The 15968-nt window shown below is 43.8% G+C and carries 12 protein-coding genes; 9 read left to right on the top strand and 3 right to left on the bottom strand.

The genetic code is table 11. The features are described 5' to 3' along the window. Positions 1-90: 90 nt before the first annotated feature. A complete protein-coding gene (locus tag PV403_RS09735) occupies positions 91-1587 on the bottom strand; it encodes an FAD-dependent oxidoreductase (RefSeq protein ID WP_332084608.1) in 1497 nt (498 codons plus the stop codon). A gap of 328 nt (positions 1588-1915) precedes the next feature. Between PV403_RS09735 and PV403_RS09730 the strand changes: the two genes are divergently transcribed. The 6 genes from PV403_RS09730 to PV403_RS09705 all read left to right on the top strand — a co-directional run bounded on the left by PV403_RS09730 (position 1916) and on the right by PV403_RS09705 (position 10084). Next, the gene (locus PV403_RS09730; RefSeq protein ID WP_332084444.1) at positions 1916-4735 is read left to right on the top strand and encodes a glycoside hydrolase family 3 protein; all 2820 of its coding nucleotides are present in this window, start codon (positions 1916-1918) and stop codon (positions 4733-4735) included. 222 nt (positions 4736-4957) lie between these two features. After that, on the top strand, positions 4958-7390 hold the full coding sequence (locus PV403_RS09725; protein WP_332084443.1) for a bifunctional diguanylate cyclase/phosphodiesterase: 2433 nt from the start codon (positions 4958-4960) through the stop codon (positions 7388-7390). Positions 7391-7547: 157 nt separating this feature from the next. Then, positions 7548-8024 carry a hypothetical protein gene (locus PV403_RS09720; protein WP_332084442.1) on the top strand — a complete coding sequence of 159 codons (477 nt, stop codon included), beginning with the start codon at positions 7548-7550 and terminating at the stop codon, positions 8022-8024. Position 8025: 1 nt separating this feature from the next. Beyond that, complete coding sequence (locus tag PV403_RS09715) at positions 8026-8328, top strand: hypothetical protein (RefSeq protein ID WP_332084441.1); 303 nt, start codon at positions 8026-8028, stop codon at positions 8326-8328. 14 nt (positions 8329-8342) lie between these two features. After that, positions 8343-9680 carry a glutathionylspermidine synthase family protein gene (locus PV403_RS09710; protein ID WP_332084607.1) on the top strand — a complete coding sequence of 446 codons (1338 nt, stop codon included), beginning with the start codon at positions 8343-8345 and terminating at the stop codon, positions 9678-9680. Next, positions 9680-10084 (top strand): DUF350 domain-containing protein, encoded by a 405-nt coding sequence (locus tag PV403_RS09705; protein WP_213530537.1) that lies wholly within the window; start codon positions 9680-9682, stop codon positions 10082-10084. Before PV403_RS09710 ends, PV403_RS09705 begins: the two co-directional genes overlap by 1 nt. A 129-nt stretch (positions 10085-10213) precedes the next feature. Here the strand turns inward: PV403_RS09705 and PV403_RS09700 are convergent, their stop codons facing one another. Further along, a complete protein-coding gene (locus PV403_RS09700; protein ID WP_332084440.1) occupies positions 10214-11470 on the bottom strand; it encodes a DUF438 domain-containing protein in 1257 nt (418 codons plus the stop codon). Between the two features lie 283 nt (positions 11471-11753). Between PV403_RS09700 and PV403_RS09695 the strand changes: the two genes are divergently transcribed. Both PV403_RS09695 and PV403_RS09690 read left to right on the top strand, forming a co-directional pair. Continuing rightward, positions 11754-12827 (top strand): MerR family transcriptional regulator, encoded by a 1074-nt coding sequence (locus PV403_RS09695; RefSeq protein ID WP_332084439.1) that lies wholly within the window; start codon positions 11754-11756, stop codon positions 12825-12827. A 65-nt stretch (positions 12828-12892) separates the two neighbouring features. Continuing rightward, positions 12893-14185: an amidohydrolase gene (locus tag PV403_RS09690; protein WP_332084606.1), complete on the top strand. Its 1293-nt coding sequence runs from the start codon at positions 12893-12895 to the stop codon at positions 14183-14185. 105 nt (positions 14186-14290) lie between these two features. Here the strand turns inward: PV403_RS09690 and PV403_RS09685 are convergent, their stop codons facing one another. Then, complete coding sequence (locus tag PV403_RS09685) at positions 14291-14794, bottom strand: helix-turn-helix transcriptional regulator (protein WP_332084438.1); 504 nt, start codon at positions 14792-14794, stop codon at positions 14291-14293. Positions 14795-14988: 194 nt separating this feature from the next. Between PV403_RS09685 and PV403_RS09680 the strand changes: the two genes are divergently transcribed. Beyond that, the gene (locus PV403_RS09680; RefSeq protein ID WP_332084437.1) at positions 14989-15930 is read left to right on the top strand and encodes an aldo/keto reductase family protein; all 942 of its coding nucleotides are present in this window, start codon (positions 14989-14991) and stop codon (positions 15928-15930) included. Positions 15931-15968 lie beyond the last annotated feature (38 nt).

The raw sequence follows: 15968 nt of genomic DNA, 5'->3' as shown, positions 1-15968 counted from the left end.
TTCTGTTCTTTTCAATACCATAATTTTATAAATAAGAAACAAGTAATTTATGGTGGGCAATGATATCCTCCAGCATAGTAAGACTAAATCTTAAGCGTCTAGCTTTTTAAGCGGTTCGGAAGCAGGACCTTCCATGACCGTTCCATCATAGGAATAACGGGACCCATGGCACGGACAATCCCAGGAACGTTCCCCCGAATTCCATTCGACTTCACAGCCCAGATGAGTACAGGTCCGGTCTACAAGATGTACTTTGCCTTCTGGATCTTTATAAGCTCCGGCTCGCTTGCCTTCATGCCACACCACGGAGCCTTCGTCGGTCCCTAGATCACCTAATTTAGGATGGGAAAGATCTACTTTTCCTGTAATCAATTCTTTAACTACATTCAAGTTTTCTTTGATCATATTTTTGATCGATGGATCTGCTTTGAAACGGCCAGGATCATATAGTTCTGCGCAAGGATTACTTCTTTTCATGATGAGATCGGTAAGAAGTCTTCCTGCAACGGTTCCTGTTGTCATACCCCATTTGGCATATCCAGTTCCAACGAATACTCGATTGTAGGCTCCTCCAATAGGGCCGATAAAAGGCAACTTATCTATCGTAATCAGGTCCTGTGCTGACCAGCGGAAATATACCTTTTTGACACCAAAATGTTCGCCGGCAAACTTGAGAAGTTCCTCATAATGCTCGTGTGTACTGATGCCTTGTCCCGTTTTGTGATTCTCACCGCCAACAATAAGCAGTTTTTTATCATCATACTGTACAGAGCGCAGGGATCGTTCCGGTTTATCGATGCTAATGTACATATCCCCTTCATAAGAGGTTTCCGGTTCGATGGCAATCGCATAAGAACGTTCCGCATGCATACGGGCTAAATATAGTCTCGGATCATGAAAAGGGAAGTGGCTTGCGGACACTACATATTTACTCGTGATATGATGGTCTCCATTTTCTAAAAAGACTTTTACATGATCATCGTTTTCTTCCAGGTTTGCTGCTGTCGTTTTTTCATAGATTTGAACGCCGAGGCTGACAAGTTCCTCTGTTAATCGCTTAAGATACTGCAGTGGATGGAATCGTGCCTGATTTGGCAGACTGATACCGCACACCGCAGGTACGGGAATCGTTAGGCGGTCATGCCATACACCGGGGATGCTAAGCTGTTTATAAGCCTCAAATTCATCCTCCATTTTCTTTTGTTCTTTCTCATCTTCTGCTTGAAGATAGATATACGCATTTTCTTCACTTAATTGGCAGTCGATCTCCATCTCTGTAACGACACTGCGGATAAAACGAAGGGCTTCTTCATTTGCTTCATAATACAGCCGAGCTTTTTCATGGCCAAAATGCTGCAAAAGTTCGTTATAGATCAGACCATGCTGGGAAGTGATTTTAGCGGTGGTGTGTCCTGTCGTTCCATTAAGGATCATTCCAGCCTCAATCAGGGTTACTTTGTATCCTTCTTTGGCAAGAAGATAAGCGGTAGTTATACCGGTGATGCCAGCTCCGACAATCGTAACATCCGTTACTAGATTTTCCTGCAGTTTAGGAAACGTAGGCAGAGGAGTGGTATCGCGCCACATGGATTCTGGGGTTTTGGGCAATTCGGTAGCGGACCAAGGTTCAATATGGTTATTCACAGCAAAAAAACCTCCTATTTGTAGTCGTTCATTGTACACACGAGTCTATTTTTCAATTATTACCACCAGCATATAAATAGAAACTCTGCGTATGGATATATTTTAGAAATAAATCCAGCAGTGTGCTTTTTTTCCTATTATTTTTGCAGGCAAGAACTTATACTAGAAAATATATAAAACGTTTTAGATAATAAAATAATGGTATTGTAAGCGGTTCACTTTTGGTAATATTGGTAAATAGACCAATTTGGTAATCAAAGGAGAAGAGAACATGACAAAAGCGGTGCAATTTCCTTTTCAAGATATAGAGCTTGATTTAGATCTGCGTGTAAAAGACCTGATTTCAAGATTTACGCTTGATGAAAAAATAGAATCGATGCTGCAATACCAACCTGCTATCGAGCGGCTTGGTGTAGGCGCTTACAAGCATGGGACTGAAGCGGCACATGGTCTCGCTTGGCTGGGTGAAGCGACGAGCTTTCCGCAGCCGGTAGGTCTCGCTCATACTTGGGATACGGAACTGATGGAAGAGATCGGTTCTGTTATTGGGGATGAAGCAAGGGTGTTCTACAAACGGAATCCAGAAGTGAACGGGCTGACCTTGTGGGCACCCACGGTGGATATGGAGCGGGACCCAAGATGGGGACGTAATGAAGAAGCATACGGAGAAGACCCTGAGCTTACAGGTGAACTGACAACGAGCCTTGTCAAAGGGATGCAAGGAGATCACCCTAAATATTATAAATCGATAGCGACATTGAAGCATTTCCTGGCTAACAATAATGAAGTCGATCGCGGCAGCGGGTCTTCAAGTATTGATCCTAGGAATATGCGTGAATATTATTTAAAAGCTTTTGAGAAGCCTTTCTTAAAAGGCGGAGCGCAGTCCATGATGACAGCTTACAACTCCATTAATGGAACGCCGGCACTGCTGCATCCTTTTGTCAAAGAAGTAGTCAAAGGTGAATGGGGAATGGATGGCTTTATCGTCAGCGATGCAGGTGATGTGATGGGAATTCACAATGACCACAAATATTATGATTCTCATACGCCGGGAGTAGTAGAATCAATCCATGCCGGCATTGACAGTATTACAGATGATGCGGAATTGTCTAAAAAAGCCATAAGAGAAGGACTCCTGATAGGGACACTGATGGAATCAGATCTTGATGAGGCGCTGTTTAATACATTCCGTGTGCGCTTCCGTCTAGGAGAATTTGATCCAGCCGAGATGAATCCATATGCCTCTATTGGTGAGGAAGCATTAATGACGGAGGAAGCTAAAGCATTATCATTGAAGGCAGCGAAGAAACAAATGGTTCTTTTGAAAAATGAAAAGAATACGCTGCCGCTGAGCAAAGAGAAGCTGCAAAGTGTGGCCGTTATCGGTGAACTTAGCAGTGTGGTTCTTCGAGATTGGTATGCAGGTACCCTTCCGTATAAAGTGACTCCGCTTGAGGCCATTCAGAAAAAGCTTGCAGGTAAACAAGTACAATACTGTGATGGGAATGATCGCATAACTCTTACTTCTGTTGCGAGTGGCAAAGCAATAGGTGTACTAGATGGGGAGAATCCACCTGTAGCAGCGAATGGCACAGCAGAGACGTTTATTTTATCGGATTGGGGATTTGGGAGTGTAACTCTGCGTGCGGAATCGAGCGGTAAATTACTTACATCTGATGAGGAGCAGTTAACTGCATCGGCGGATGAAGCGTACGGCTGGTTCGTAAAAGAAATCCTTCATCTTTTGCCGCAAGAAGATGGTACGGTAGGAATGAGTACCTGGAACGGCAAAAAAGTGACAGCCCCGAATGGCGGCACTGCGGCTCTTGCTGTGAACGAAACGATTACTGAAGTAGGAACGGAAGAGAAATTTAAACTTGAAGTGGTATCTGATGGTATAGCTGAAGCAGTGGAAGCAGCTAAATCGGCTGATACAGCGATTGTTTTTGTAGGGAATAATCCGCTGATTAACGGAAAAGAAGAGATTGACCGTCCGAGTCTTGAGCTTCCTGAATCACAGCAGCGTCTACTCGAAGCAGTTTACGCGGTGAATCCAAATACAGTTGTCGTTGTCGTTGGAGCGTATCCTTTTACAATGAACTGGGTAGAAGAGAACATCCCTGCGATTGTATATACATCTCATGCAGGACAGGAGATAGGAAATGCGATTGCTGATGTCTTATTCGGTGATTATGCTCCGGCAGGCAGACTGAATATGACTTGGTACAAATCCGAAGATCAACTGACTCATATCAAAGATTATGACATTATCAAATCAGAAAGAACGTATCAGTATTTCAAAGGTGATGTGCTGTATCCATTTGGACATGGCTTAACGTATGCTTCGTTCAAGTATGACAATCTTACACTGAGTGCGAGTGAGATCAGTGAAGAAGATCGTATTACAGTAAGTGTAGATATTACGAATGTTAGTCAAGTTTCAAGTGATGAAGTGGTTCAATTCTACATCCGTGCGAATGAGTCCCGTGTGAAGCGTCCGCTCAAAACGCTGAAAGGATTCCGCCGCATTCACTTGGCACCAGGGGAGACGAAGACCGTTACTTTTGAATTGCCGGCCTCTGAGCTTGCATTCTGGGATGTAACGCGAAACAAATACTGTGTAGAGACAGGCAGCTATCGTATTCTTATTGGAAGATCATCTGCAGATATTCAGGTTTCTGCTGACATTCAGGTGGAGGGTGAAGTCATCCCTGCCCGGAATTTGGCACTCGAAACACGCGCCGAGAATTACGATGATTACAGCGGGGTAGATCTGGATGAGTGTAAAGAAAGCGGAAGCTGCGTACGATCCTTAGAAGAAACTAGCTGGGTACTTTACCAAGGGGCTGATTTTGGAGAAGGAAGCGTGGGCTTTACCGGACGTTTATCCAGCGAATTTACAGATGCAGAGATTGAGATTCGTCTTGGCACGCCAAACGGAACGCTTGCGGGTACGGTGCAAGTGGCGGCCAAAGGAGTACAGGGCTGGCAGACGGTATTTACGACACTTACTGAAGCAGCAGGAGTGCAGGATGTTTATATTATTCTTCCAAAAGGCGTTCGAATGAGTCGATTTACGATTGCCTAGGAAGGGAATTTGCCTTCGCTGTTGTTGATCGAAATAGTTGAGCATTGTCTTGTCTGGCACATTTGCCAGGCAGACAATGCTCTTTTTTTACATAAACGAATTCTTTCGTATAAATTGTCATCACACGGGATCTGAAATGTTACATTTTAGGCTCCTAAGGTCGATATATTATCCAGGTACGTAATTTTTGGTGGCGATCGCCACTTGTGGAAGAGGTTGTCCATGGAAATTGAACATATACATAATTCTTATGATCAGATTTTTGTTTTTTTCTCTTTAGTTATTGCTGTATTCGCTTCGTATAATGTTCTAAATCTAGCTAAGACCATTAGCAGCTCCAGAGGGAAAAGTTACGGACTTTGGCTGCTATATGGTGCTGTTGTTATGGGGATGGGTATATGGTCGATGCACTTTGTCGGCATGCTTGCAAACCATTTTCCGATTCCCGTTTCCTACAATTTTGAGATTATTATCGCATCTGTCATCGTTGCTATTGTTGCTTCATTTATCGCCCTCTATATTGTTGTGCATAAGAATGTGTCCAGAAGAAGATTACTGGCGGGAGCTTCCCTGTTTGCGTTAGGTATCTCTGCAATGCACTACATTGGGATGGAGGCAGTCGAACTTAAGATAACGTATGATCCTTTATTTTTCATATTATCCATTGTAATTGCCTTCGCTGCATCGATTACTGCTTTAGGACTCACTTTTTATTTCCTTGGTGATCAAAAGTATTTAGAACGAGGGAAGAAATTTGGAAGTGCTTTGTTAATGGGGACCGGTATTGCTGGGATGCACTACACGGGGATGGCAGGAGCCCACTATGAAGAAAGTCTTGAGCGTGAACCCGCAGTAATGATGATTCAGCAGGAATGGCTCGCTTATTTTATTACTATAGGCTCATTACTTACACTTGTGCTTTCTCTTCTAGGGTTGTATATAACGAGACGGTTTGCACGTCAGGAGATGGCGAAACAGGAAAGCGAGAAATGGTATAAGTCCTTATATGAAAGTAATCAGGACGGCATTATTTCTATTAATTCGGAACATATTATTATCGGATTTAATCCCGCCGCCGAAAAGATCTTGGGAATTAAAGAAGAAAGTTATAAAAGTAAACCCATCAGTTCGATTCTTCCGATCTTTGTGTTCGCTCAGCATGAATATTTGAAAGAAATGTATCGTCGCTCATCGAAAGGAGAAATTCTCAGATATGAATCAGCTATCCACCATCACAGCGGAGAACAAATAGACCTGAGTATGGTGAATGCCCCTGTTCTTGTCGATGGAACCGTGATGGGGAACTACATTATTGCAAGAGACGTAACGGAGGAAAAGAGAACGAAGGAAAGAAACCATTTTCTTGCCTTCCATGATGAGCTTACCGGACTTCCCAATCGGCGGATGTTCAATCAGGATTTATCAGACATGATTATAGAGCAGCAGGGCAGCGGCAATTCCTTTGTTGTAATGGTCATGGATATGGATCGTTTCAAAGTCATTAATGACTCTCTTGGACACGCATATGGTGATTTGTTCTTACAGCAGATGAGTAAGCGTATTAAGCAGTGTTTAGCTGGTGAGAATGCCGTCATCTCACGTATGGGTGGAGATGAGTTTGCTATTTTGCTGAAAGAGGTTAGGAACGAAGAAAAAGCAGTCCTGTTGGCTGAACGGATCATTAAGGAATTGGGGCTGCCTTATCAGCTTAAGGATAACGAATATTATGTTACCGCCAGCATTGGGATTGCGATTTATCCGCATCATGGGGTCAATGCCGTACAGCTGCAACGAAATGCAGACATGGCAATGTATGAAGTAAAGAAGCAGGGGAAAAACAATTTTCATTTTTTCTCTAATGAGCTTAATGCTCAAATTACGGAACGAGTCGAACTTGAAGGGGAGCTCCGGAAGTCTATTGAGAGAGAAGAGTTCGAACTTTATTATCAGCCTCAATTCCACGCAGGGGAAGCAAAACTGATCGGAGTAGAAGCGCTGGTGAGATGGAACCATCCAGAGAAGGGAATACTGTCGCCTGCTCTATTTATTCCTGTTGCAGAAGAGATTGGTCTCATAACGAGCCTTGGAACTTGGGTTCTTCGTGAAGCTTGCCGTCAGATGCATAAATGGCATGAAGAAGGAGGGCCTTTAATTCCCGTATCTGTAAACCTATCATCACAACAATTCTATCAGCCGCAACTTGCGAGAGATATTAAGAAAATATTAGAAGAGACTGGACTTCAGCCGGCGTATCTGGAACTCGAGATTACGGAAAGTATGATGATGGATGCCGAAACATCGAGTGAGATTCTTAAGGAGTTATCAAGTCTTGGAATACGGATTAGTCTCGATGATTTCGGGACAGGATACAGCTCTCTTAGTTACTTGAAAATGTTCCCGATTAACAAACTGAAAATTGATCGTTCTTTTATCCAAGATATCGCTGTAAGTGACAATGATAAAGCCATTGTAGCCTCCATTATTTCCATGGCCCAGCATTTAAAGATGGACGTTATTGCAGAAGGAATTGAAACAAAAGATCAACTTGATATATTAGTTGCGAGTAATTGCAGTGAAATTCAAGGGTACTATTTCAGCCGTCCCCTGCCTGCGGGAGAACTGGCTTCTACCTTTTTAGCCTTGCTCCATAAGTAATAAAGGTTTCCTAGAGAGGATCATGATCTAATTTTTTTCTTTTGTTCTGGAACTTATTCGTTTCTCGTACGTTAATCTTTAGTGAACCGAGTAGAAACATTTTCTTATAATATGGTTTATGGAAGCATGAAGTACGAGGAAGGGGTTTGTAAAAAGTATGCATGTGCCACTTCAGTATGAAGAATGGTCGGAGTCAGAGAAGCGAGTGGTAAGAACATTAACTCAAGATCAAGTGCCGCAGGAAGAGTTATTTGTAAGGAAGCTCGTAAATGCCACGGTGATAAGAGGACATTTATACGAACATACAGCAAATGAATCAGAAGATGGCTATCGTCATCTTATCTATGTACAGCCATTTGATACGGATCAATATACGTATGGAAAAGCATTACATGACGCTACTTTTGATGCTTGTAGGGTGTCCAGTTATCTTGAGTGTGAATATGTGCTATGGAATGGCAATGCTTTTAAAAAGGCAGAGTTCTCGCTGTCCGTGTCATCTCCCATAGAAATTGCAAGGTTACTCTTGGATCATCTCATCGTAATTCAGGATGACACCTTCGAAATGGTTTATTCGGCGCTTGATTCAGACCGGGGAAAAGTCATGCTCTATCTAAAGCGAGGTGATTTTTAGTATGGATCAGCAGCATAATGAACAGCAGCCGGCTGAACAACATGAACGGAAGAAGAAGAGTGCACAGAAATGGGTGACCTTCTCATTGATGCTGACCTTGCCGGTTGCACTTGCGGGATGCAGTAGTTCAAATGATTGCGTGGATAACAATAACGATGGCTACTGTGATGATTCCAGCGGGGGATCAAGCGGCGGTTACTACGGGGGCGGCAAAAGTACATCTTCCAAAAACTCCTCTTCTTATAAGTCGAATTCCAGTTCCAAAGGGTTTGGAAGCGGCGGCTTTTTCAGTTCTGGAGGTTGATGTAAGTGGATCGAATGATACAACTAAAGAAAGCACGTCATGACATTTTTACAGAAGAGATTGAAAAAATTGTCCCGTACCATCGGATGTATGGTAAAGAATACTGCTTACCGTCCGTTACTCTTTATTCCGAAGAAGAAGCTTTACAGTTGAAATATGCATCGGAGTTGTTAGATTCGGTGTACACCAAAACATTGCGGTTTACCCAGCGTTATTTGCCAGACACCTTTTTACAAGAGCAGCTTGGTATCCCTGCTGCACTGATTCCTGCTGCACGAATGGAAGTGCCGGGTCACGGAGTTTCTAGGCAAGATTATATTATTCAGCCAGACGGCTCCATGAAGTGCATAGAGAATAATACGGATACGCCAACAGGTATTCCAGAGACCTCTTATCTTGCTCCCAAACTTATCGCTGCACATACAGATGGATACAGGGCTACGTCTTCGGAGATGCGTTCACATATTAAGCAGGCGTTTAGCAGTTTACTTACACATTATGAACAGGTTGGTCTTTCCGGCAGCGTCGCTTTTACCTGTTATGATGGGCATCTTGAGGACAAATGTAATACGTCGTACCTCATGGAGATCGTTCGGGAATTAGGATATAAGGTGTTGTATGCCCCTCTGTCAGAACTTGAGATCACCAGGAATGATGGACTGTACTATCAAGGAGAGCGTATTTCTGTGCTATACAGGCTCTATCCGCTCGAATATCTGGTTTATGATGAAGCTGAAGATACAGGAGCACAGGTAGGAGAGTGGCTGCTTGATCTCGTTACACAAGAGAAGCTTGGGCTCATAAATCCTGCCCAAAGTATAATTACTCAGAGTAAAGGATTTATGGCTTTAATTTGGTCTTTGTTTGAGCGTCATGAGGAAGCAAGCGACCTGCTGGAGGAGCCTTTGTTTACGGAAGAAGAACTGCAGGCAATCACTGATTTTATGCTTCCCACCTATTACGACCCTGTCCTGTTTCACCAGAATGAGGTGCCTTATGTAGCTAAAAGTTATTGGGGCCGTGAAGGAAAAGGAACCTCTCTCTACCATTCAAATGGAACACTTCAGGAGAGGGAGTGGGGGCAAAGTGAGGATGGGAACTTAGAAGAAGTACAATCCTACTACGGCCAGCAACCTGTGATTTATCAGCAGCGCTGCATGATGGAGGAAGTAAAAGTACATAGAGAAGAGGGCCTGTATACGGGATATTTACTGACAGGTGTTTATGTTATTGGTGGTCGTTACAGTGGACTGCTGCCCCGTGTGGGCGGCCGGATTACGGGTGACATGGCTTATTATTGCCCAGCTGCGGTTTCCGTTTCTGGTACAGGTAAAGAGGAGGATGATCGTTAATGAATACCCTGGGAATCGATCTACTGAATGTGTTAATTGGAATCGTACTTATACTCGCTATTTTACTGGCAGGCTATTTTCTTTTCAGCAAGGTAACCCGCTTTGATGATGGGAAGGAAATCAGGGGCGGCAATGAAGCTGCGGGCCTTTATATGGGGAGTAAACTGCTCGGTCTCTGTATTATCGTAGGGATGGTGTCACTAAGCTCTCATTCTTGGATCGATATGATCATTTGGTCTGTTGTAGGCATCGCTGTTCTTATTGTGGTTTATCTCATTTTCGATTTCGTTACGCCAAATATTAAAGTGTGTGAAGAGATTGAAAAGGGGAATATGGCGGTAGCCCAATTGCTGCGCTCCATCATTATTGGGGTATCCTTTGTGATAGGAACGTTTCTAATGTAATGAGGTTAGACAGCTTGAAATCATGAATAAGGTATAAAACGAATAAGCCCAGAGTTCCTGATCAGGAGCTCATGGGCTTATTTTATCTGCGGTCCAGGAAATGCTCAATTGGTCGGGTTCCACTCTTACTTACTCAGAGAGTATCCGTTTTTGACCTGTCAGTTCCTGAATCGGTTTAATATTTTGCGTAAATTCAAGTGTACCTAAATAAGTCCCTTCTTCATCTCTTACTGCGAAATAGCGGATATAGACAAATTTATCTTTAAAAGGAATCCAGAAATCTTCCGAGTCTTTGACACCTGCTTTGAAATCAGCAAGCAGCTGATTTACGACATGAACACTTTGCGGAGGATGGCAGTTCTGAACACTTCTGCCGATGACCGCCTTGGTCCGAACGAAGATTCTTTCTGGCCCCTGTGAGAAGTACCGTACGATGTCATTCTCATCAATAAAAGTGAGATCGACCGGTAAATGATTGAGAATCGTTTCGAGCTGTTTAACTGATAAAATGCCGGTGCTCATTCGGACAAATCCTTCTTGCAGCGGAGAAGATTCCACTCCCGCATCTGTGCCAGGTTCCGCTGCTCTTTCGGGAATCCACACTTGATCGGGTGCAGTCAGGCAATACCCGACTTCTTCACTTTGGGCAGCGATCTGAAGCCATTCATCTTCTGTCAATTTATCGAGAGCCATAGGTAATAAAATATGTTCCTCTTTATAGATCATTTCTGTGACTTCGGTTAAGACACGTTTTGCCAGGTCCACTAATGCTTTGGCATCTCCATCAAAAGTAGTGAGTTTCTGTTTCACTTCTTTGATTCCAATTCGAATACCGTCATCAACCGCCCACATTACTTTCGTCGGTCCATAGATTCCGTATTTTTCGAGGAATGGAAACAGTAAATTTTCTTTCCGGCTGTAATGTTTGTCTACATCATACAGGAGACTGAAATCCTCCAGTAGTTGAAGGCGATTTGCTTCCCCTTGGTCCTTAAGAAAACGATCCAGATGCAGGGCGATTTTGAAATTGGCAAGTTGATCAATTTCCTTATTCTCCATTTTAAAGGTATGAACAGGATGTCCGGGCTGCTCTTCAGGCTTGTTAGATCTGTGAATATCTTGGATAGAGCCTTTGAATACCGCCGCATGCACACTGCACAGCCTTTGTACTTCCGTTACCGGTATTCCTTCTTCCTGCATGAGAACTTGCTCCAGCTCCGAAATTTCATCAACGGAGATTTCTCCAACGGCTTGATTGAATTTTTCCTTTACTTCCTCCACGCTTTTCCCATGGTGCAGCTCTTTAATGATATCCTTGAGTACATTTATACGAAGAGCTCGATCAGCAGAAACTCCATTTTCACGGTTATTAATTAATTCACTCATGATTTCACCCCTGTCTAAATCAATTTCATATACTCCTGATTAAAGCAACTAAAGGTATTATGAAATTGATTCAATCTATATATAAAAGCTTCACTTTGTTCTTGTTTACATCTTTAAAGTTACCACCTCCCTGCTGCCTGCCTTGTGATTACAAACACAAATAAAATGGAATTTCATTGAACAAAAAAAGGTAAGTTCCTTCTCGGTAAAAATCTTGCCAAGCCTACCTCTGTACCTTCACGTAACGTGAAGGTTTATACTGAATTTATAAGGGGGCAGTGATATGAATTTGTTGCTGATTAAGGATATTTCAGAGCGGCTTCAAATATCGGCAAGAACGATTCGTTATTATGAGGAGAAAGGCCTGATCGCGCCTGCAAAGCAGGAGAGCAGCGGCTATCGGATGTTTACAGAACAGGATGCAGCGAGACTCCAAACGATTGTTTCTTTGAGAGAGGTAGGAATGTCTTTAGAAGAGATCGGCTGTGTACTTGCTGAGATGGAGGCAGGGGACAGTGAGGATGTTCTTCATCATTTGGAGCTGCAAAGAGCGGTTCTGTTTTCTCAGATGGTAGAGATCAGGCACTCCATTGAAACGACAGACCGAATCATTGCAAAAGGAAAGGAGCAGGCGAAGCTGGAGTGGGACGATATCTATGAATGGACGGCGAGCCTGCGGCATGCGAAAAAGCTGCGGTCTACCTGGCGGGACCACTGGAATTATGATTCATATGCCGTACATCATGACGAACGGGTAGAGAGCACGCAGCAACAATATGGGGCCTATCCAAGTTACCGTACTGCCTTACGAAGGGTGCTTGAAGCGGTTCATCCGCAGAAAGGGGAAAAAGGGGTCGATCTTGGAACAGGGACAGGCAATCTAGCTGCCTTATTTATGAAGAACGGGACAGAGATGAAAGGGATGGATCAATCCATTGCCATGCTGAGAGAGGCAGAGCGCAAACATCCAGGGTATGAGGTGAGGCTCGGTAATTTTTTGGCGATTCCTTATGATGATTATCAATTTGATTTTGCGGTAATGAGCTATGCTCTGCATCACCTTACAGAAGACCAGAAACGGCTTGCGCTCCTTGAGATCAAGCGAATTTTGAAGCCCCACGGACGTATGGGTATCGTCGATTTTATGTTTGAGGATCATCAGGCGAGAGAAGAGTATCTGCATATGCTCAGAGAAGAAGGGAGAGACGATGTCATTGCAGACATTGAAAAATCCTATTATGCCGATCGTTCTCGGTTAACTGGCTTTTTAGAAGAACAGGGATATGTGACCAAGACGGAAGAAATCCAGAAAAGACTTCATTTTATCTACGCGGTCCCGGTCAGAGGATATTTATAAGTCTAGGTGTTGACCTTCACGCCGCGTGATCCTTTACGCTTCTTTGTATTACAAAGGAGGTCATGATGATGAGACTAAAGATTGAGAATGCTTGGCTTGTTACGATGGAAGGAGAAGATTCTCCTTATAAGGGAGATCTCTTTATTGAGCATGATCGGATTATAAAACGGGGAGACTGCTCAGCGGATGAGGCAGATGAAGTAATCGATGGGACTGGATTTGCGGTGCTGCCGGGACTCATTAACACTCATCAGCATAGTCCAATGAGCTTACTTAGGGCTTATTCTGATGATCTGAAACTGATGGACTGGCTCGATCAGAAAATACTGCCCGCCGAAGCGAATATGACAGAAGAAGATATTCGGGCAGGTGCACGGCTGGCTATGGCAGAGATGATTAAATCAGGAACAACGACTTTTGCAGATATGTACATTCATATGAGTGCGATTGCAGAAACGGTGGAGGAAGTAGGAATGAGGGCTTCCTTGACAAGGGGACTCGTATTTCATGAACCGGATGGTGGAGTAAGAATGGCAGAAGCGCTGGATCTGATCGATCAGTGGCATGGAAAAGCGGAAGGACGAATAACGACGATGTTCGGCCCGCATGCCCCTTACACCTGTCCGCCAGACGCTCTAAGCCAGGTAATTAGACTTGCTGAGGAACGGGATATCCCCATTCATATTCATCTAGCAGAAACGGTGGAGGAAGTATCAACCATACGTCAGAAATATGGACAGACTCCTACGGAATATTTGCACGCCCTTGGGCTTTTTGATCAGTGTCATGTTCTATTGGCTCATGGTGTGCATCTCAGCGAATCGGATATTCAGCTACTTAAAGGGATGAAAGGCGGGGTATCCTATAATCCGGTAAGTAATCTGAAGCTGGGCTGCGGGATTGCTCCTGTTTATAAGCTGCAACAAGAAGGTGTAATTGTGGGACTCGGTACGGATGGAGCGGGCAGCGCAACAACACTTGATATGTTTGAAGAGATGAAAGCAGCCACATGGATGCAGAAATTACAATATGGCGACCCCACGATCCTACCTGCAAAAGAGGTGCTTAAGATGGCAACGATTCATGGTGCAAAGTTATTGCGGCTTGATCATGAGATTGGCACCTTATCTCCAGGTAAGAAAGCGGATCTTATCCTGATCAACCTGAATAAACCCCATCTGACACCGCTGCATCAGCTTGAGTCACTGCTGGCTTATGGCGTAAGCGGTGCCGATGTGGACACGACCATTGTGAATGGAAAGATACTGATGCGAAACCGGAAGTTACTAACGATAGATGAGAAGGTTCTTCTTCGGGATGTGCAGATCCGAGCTGAACGCATCGTCCAGAGCGTATAGCAGGGAAGCCCTTCTATAATGTATATAAAAAACCGGTAAAGAAGAGGCCGCTGAAGCCATACTTTTCTTTACCGGTTCGTCTTATGTAAAGGGAGCGCAAGATTTTCATAAACTGAGACTTTTCTTAGGATCATGACTTACGCGGCGATCCCAGTCTACAGAATTAGCTAGATCTGTAAGTCTTGCATGCGCCTCATCCTGATCAAATGTGCTATACCAGCGAATATGAGTGGTATCGAGAATCCGGTAGTGCATACTGATCATATTTTGCTGCAAAATATAATCGCCATCTCGTTCAATTTCATTCCACCAAAGTTTACCCCCAAGCGTTCTGCCTTTCGGTCTTTCCAGAATACTATGTGCTGCCATTTCGATAATCTCCATCGGTTCTTCACCGAGAATAGATTGGACCGTCAAACTTTCAGAGTGCAAAGCTACAAGAGCAACAACAGCAGTCCAACTTGCTTTGGAGCGGCCTTTTTCAATTTGGACAAGTGTTTTCTTAGAGATGCCCAGCACTTCCGCCATTTGCTCTTGAGTGTATCCCATTTCCTTACGTACTAGCTTGATTTTACTGGATAAGAGCTGAATGAGCTGCTCTTTTGTCATTATGATTAAGCTCCTTCCCGCCTGTACCTCATTAACAATAGGTAACATTTGGTTATTATGATTAGTGTAATTTTACACTTTTAAAAATAAACGGTCAATGATTCGTTAAGACTCCTCTTTTTCATCCTTATCCTGGAAGGGTAATGTATAATGGGAATTATTACATATTTTTGAATGGGAGGTTATCAGAAGAGATGAAGTACCGAAGATTAGGCGGAAGCGGCTTACAAGTGAGTGAAATTAGCCTTGGGAGCTGGCTGACCTATGGTGGGTATGTCGAGCAGGAGAACGCAGTACGTTCCATTGAGACGGCTTACGATGCAGGTGTTAACTTCTTTGATACAGCTAATGTGTATGAACGTGGAGCAGCAGAGGAGCTTCTAGGCAAAACACTTCAGAATTATAAACGTGAGTCTTACGTTCTGGCAACAAAAGTATTCGGTAAAATGGGCGATGGTCCGAATGACCAAGGTTTATCCCGTAAACATATTATGGAACAGTGCGATGCTTCTCTGAAGCGACTGGGCACAGATTATGTAGATATCTATTACTGCCATCGTTTTCATACGGGTACTCCTCTGCTGGAGACACTCCGTGCACTAGACGACCTCGTGCGTCAAGGGAAAGTACTCTATGTTGGTGTAAGCCAGTGGACAGCAGCTCAGATGGAAGAAGCGCTGGGAATTGCAGATCGTTATCTGCTGGACCGGATCGTGGTTAACCAACCTATATATAATATGTTCGAACGTTATATTGAAGACGAGATTATTCCGCTTGGGGAGCAAAAAGGCATCGGACAAGTCGTCTATTCTCCGCTTGCACAAGGCCTGCTGACAGGTAAATATAATGATGTCTCTCGCATACCAGAAGATAGCCGGGCGGCGAAGCTTGGATGGGATGATAAGAAAATAAGCCAGGAAAAACTTGAAAAGGTACGCAAGCTTACCGGCATTGCAAATGAACTGGATGTGAAGGTGGGACAGCTTGCACTGGCTTGGATCTTAAGACAAAAGAATGTTTCCAGTGCTCTTGTGGGTGCAAGCAGGCCTGAACAGATGCAAGAGAATATAGGGGCTTCAGGTATAGAACTCAGCGAAGAAATACAAGATAAGATTGAGTCCATACTTTCGGAATAAACCATTAGCAAGAGAGCCAAGTGAAATCCAGTGTACAA

This window comes from Paenibacillus sp. GYB006 (genome assembly GCF_036577645.1).
Taxonomy (GTDB): Bacteria; Bacillota; Bacilli; order Paenibacillales; family Paenibacillaceae; genus Paenibacillus.
This window is presented reverse-complemented; position numbering and strand designations above follow the sequence as displayed.